A 3345-nucleotide genomic window follows, 5' to 3' on the forward strand; every position below is an offset into this window, starting at 1 on the left:
CGCGTCGTGAACGCGATAGAGGATCGCATAGCGGTTGGCGCCGTTGAGTGTCTCGAAGAACGCCCTGGCCTGCAGGTCGGCCGCGAGCGCGGCGGGGACCAGGCCTGGACGGTCCTTGGCGAAGTCCAGATAGCCGTCTCCAGGACTGAGCCCAGGTTTCCTGTGGATTCAAGGGCGTCGCCATGCGAACCACTCCCAGCCGTAGCGTGTCCGGGCATGCCGCGCGGAGGACGAGATCTCCGTCCATGTCACTAACGAGGGCGTTGACCACGGGCGTCGCACCGCCGCAAGGCGGGCGCCTGTCCTGCTCCGGACGTGCCGAGAGCTGAGACCGTTGCAGTAGTCGTCTGACTGCAGTCGGTGAACGGGCTCGTCGAGGTTGCGCTGATCGATGACGTAGAGCCGGAGTGGGGGCGGTCACCAAGCGCTACGGTCAGTCTGTGGCCGCGACCAGTTCCTCGACTCCGACAGGTCGTGGCTTCTCCGACGCGGCCGCCATGCATGCGCTCACCGCACTCTCCGGCCCGTACCTGCCCTGGGGTTCGGGCGCGATGCGACCCGCCGGGCTCGTAACCGTCTGCAACGACATCGTCTTGAACGAACGGCGCCGCATCGTCGAGCTCGGCAGCGGGATCAGTACCGTTCTCCTGGCCCGCCTGATGACCCAGCGCCCACCGCACGGTGGCTTCCTGATGGCGAGCGTCGAGCACGACCCGCTCTGGGCCCGGTGGGTGCGCGCTCAGCTCGACCGCGAAGGCGTCGGGGCCGACGTCACGATCGTTCAGGCGCCCCTGTTGCCGCATCCCCGCGCCGAGTCCGGCATGAGCTGGTACGACGAGGCAGCCCTGGCCCAGGGACTGGGCGAAGCCTTGGGGACCGATCCCATCGACCTGCTGCTGGTGGACGGCCCACCCGCGCATGCCGCCGGCCACGGCTTGAGCCGCTACCCCGCCCTGCCGGTCCTCGAGAGCCGCCTGACCCCGGGCGCCACCGTCGTTCTCGATGACGTCGAACGTCCCGGTGAGCAGGAGGTACTGCGCCGCTGGGAGCAAGAGACCGGGCTCGCCTTCGACCGCAGCCTCGAGAGCGGGGGTGTCGCGGTGGCCCGGATGGCCGCCGAGGGCCCGGGCGGCGGCCATGGCTGACGGGCCATCGACCGGCCGCCGGCCGCTCACCATCGCCCGGGTCATCGGAGTACTGGAGCGGGGCGGGGCCCAGCTCTCTGCCCTGCGACTGTCCGCCGCCCTGCGCTCCGAAGGATTCGTCACCCGCCTCTACGCCGGGGACGCCACCGATGAAGGGATCGCCCTCGCGACCGCCTTCGGCGTGCCCGTCGAGACCTTCGCCCGGAACGCACATCTGCAATGGGTGCCGTCGACCGACTTCGCCGAATGGCTGCGTTCCCGCCTGGCAGACGCCGACCTTGTCCACGCCCACATGTTCGGGGCCTGGTGGGCGGCGGCGGCGGCCGTGCCCGACGGAGTCCCGCTCGTCGCGTCCGAGCACAACGCCGTGACCTGGCCGTACGGCGACCATGTCACCCAGGCTCGCGCCGCCGCCGGACGCCTTGCGGCCTTCTTCACCCACGGCCCCGCTGCCCGCGCCTTCGCCGTCTCGCTCGGCGTCCCGGCGGGGCGGCTGCTCGAGGGACGCTCCATCATCGAGGGTTTCGATGCACGGGCGCTGCCCGGGCTGCCCTGCCCCAGAGTGACCTTCGCCGGGCGCCTGCACCCCGAGAAAGGTCCCGACGTCCTGCTCGAGGCGCTGGCGATGCTTCCCGATCCGCCGGCAACGCTGCTGCTCGGTGATGGTCCGTTGCGGGAGTCCCTCACCGCCCGGTCTCGCGCCCTGGGCCTGGCCGATCGGATACACCTGCCGGGATGGGTGCGCTCGCCCGGCTCCTACATCGCCGGAGCCAGCGTGCACGTCGTCCCGTCCCGGGAGGAAGCCTGGTCACAGAGTGCCGTCCTCGCACTGGGCCTGGGGGTGCCGGTCGTTGGCAGCGCCGTAGAAGGGCTGCCCGTGACCTTGGGGCAGGGCCGCGGTGTGCTCGTCCCGTCCGAGGACCCCGAAAAGCTTGCACGCGCCATCGACGAGCTCCTGCACGGTCGCGGGGTCCCCGATCCGGGACCGGGGCGCATCTACGCCGAACGCTTCAGCCCCGAGCGGATCGCGCCGTACTACGCCGACACCTACCGGCGGCTCACCCATGAGGAACGACCCACCCGGCGGCGGGCTCAGGCCCCAGAGTAGTGATCGGCCGGTGCACGCACGTGGCGCCAACTGGTCGGTCGGCGCACTGCTGCGACACCCCGGCCTGTCGGGCCAGCCGGGTGACATCGACCGTTCACGACCTCGGCAGTCTTCTCGTGGACGGCTGAGCCCTCCGCTCAATCCGCACCCCCTGGACTGGTGACGCAGTGTCTGTTTCGGGCAGGCTGAGGCCATGCTGACGATCGGACAGCTGGCGTCCTACGCCGGGGTGACCATTCGCGCAGTGCGGCACTACCACCACATCGGACTGCTCCCGGAACCGGAACGCGACGCCTCCGGCTACCGCACCTACGACGCCGCCGCGGTGGTGCGACTCATCCGGATCCGCACCCTGGCCGACGCCGGCGTCCCGCTCGCCCGGGTCCGCGAGCTGCTCGACGCTGACCCGGAGACGTTCGCCGATGCGACCGCCCACATCGACCAGCAGCTACGTGCGCAGATCCGCGCGCTTCAGGAGCACCGCCGGCGCATCGCGCTGCTGGGCTCCGGTGACTCGTTGGCGCTCCCGAAGGACGTGGTCGACTACCTGGACCGGCTGCGTGCCACCGGAGCCTCGGAGGCGGTCATCGAGCCCGAGCGAGATGCCTGGATCCTGATGGCGGCGCGATGGCCAGAAGCGATCCCGGCGCTCATGGCCGAAAAGACGGCCCAGCTGGCCAACCCGAGGGTCGTCCAGCTCTACCGACTCATCGGTCGGATCGCAGAGGACTGGCAGGAGGAGGAGCTGCTGCGTGAGACGGCCGACCTGATGAGCGAGCTGCTCGAGGAGGCAGCGGCCGGCGGCGAGCTGGACCGACAGGACGAGCAGATGCCGGACGCGGCGTTCATCCGCCTGATGGACTCGTTCGCCGATGCCGCCCACCCCGCCGTCGCGCGGCTGCGGGAGCTGATCGCCGAGCGCGGTTGGACCGGGTGGACCCGGATCGAGAAGCGCCTGCCGTGAGCCGTCACGCTTGTCTGCGACGGTGAGTGCGTCACACCGCCGGGACGCAGCGTCGAATCCGGCCAGCAGTCAGTGGACGGTCTCGTGGTTGTGGCACATCTCGACGAACTTCGCGATGCGCGCGGCCC

4 protein-coding genes are annotated in these 3345 nt (G+C 70.6%); 3 read left to right on the forward strand and 1 reads right to left on the reverse strand.

Annotated features, from left to right (window positions below; translation table 11 throughout):
* The coding region (locus tag ASG96_RS24620) for a YdeI/OmpD-associated family protein (protein ID WP_162262021.1) at nt 1–168 on the reverse strand (168 nt) is incomplete at its 3' end.
* A 272-nt stretch (nt 169–440) separates the two neighbouring features.
* Here ASG96_RS24620 and ASG96_RS05770 point away from each other — a divergent pair.
* The 3 genes from ASG96_RS05770 (at nt 441) to ASG96_RS05780 (ending at nt 3217) form a co-directional block, all read left to right on the forward strand.
* Entirely contained in the window at nt 441–1145 is a 705-nt protein-coding gene (locus ASG96_RS05770; protein WP_157610681.1) for a class I SAM-dependent methyltransferase, read from the forward strand.
* A complete protein-coding gene (locus ASG96_RS05775; RefSeq protein ID WP_162262020.1) occupies nt 1138–2253 on the forward strand; it encodes a glycosyltransferase in 1116 nt (371 codons plus the stop codon). Before ASG96_RS05770 ends, ASG96_RS05775 begins: the two co-directional genes overlap by 8 nt.
* A 193-nt stretch (nt 2254–2446) precedes the next feature.
* Nucleotides 2447–3217, forward strand: a complete 771-nt coding sequence (locus tag ASG96_RS05780) for a MerR family transcriptional regulator (protein WP_057587272.1) — start codon at nt 2447–2449, stop codon at nt 3215–3217.
* Nucleotides 3218–3345: the final 128 nt, after the last annotated feature.

This window comes from Terrabacter sp. Soil810, from assembly GCF_001429645.1.
Taxonomy (GTDB): domain Bacteria; phylum Actinomycetota; class Actinomycetes; order Actinomycetales; family Dermatophilaceae; genus Terrabacter.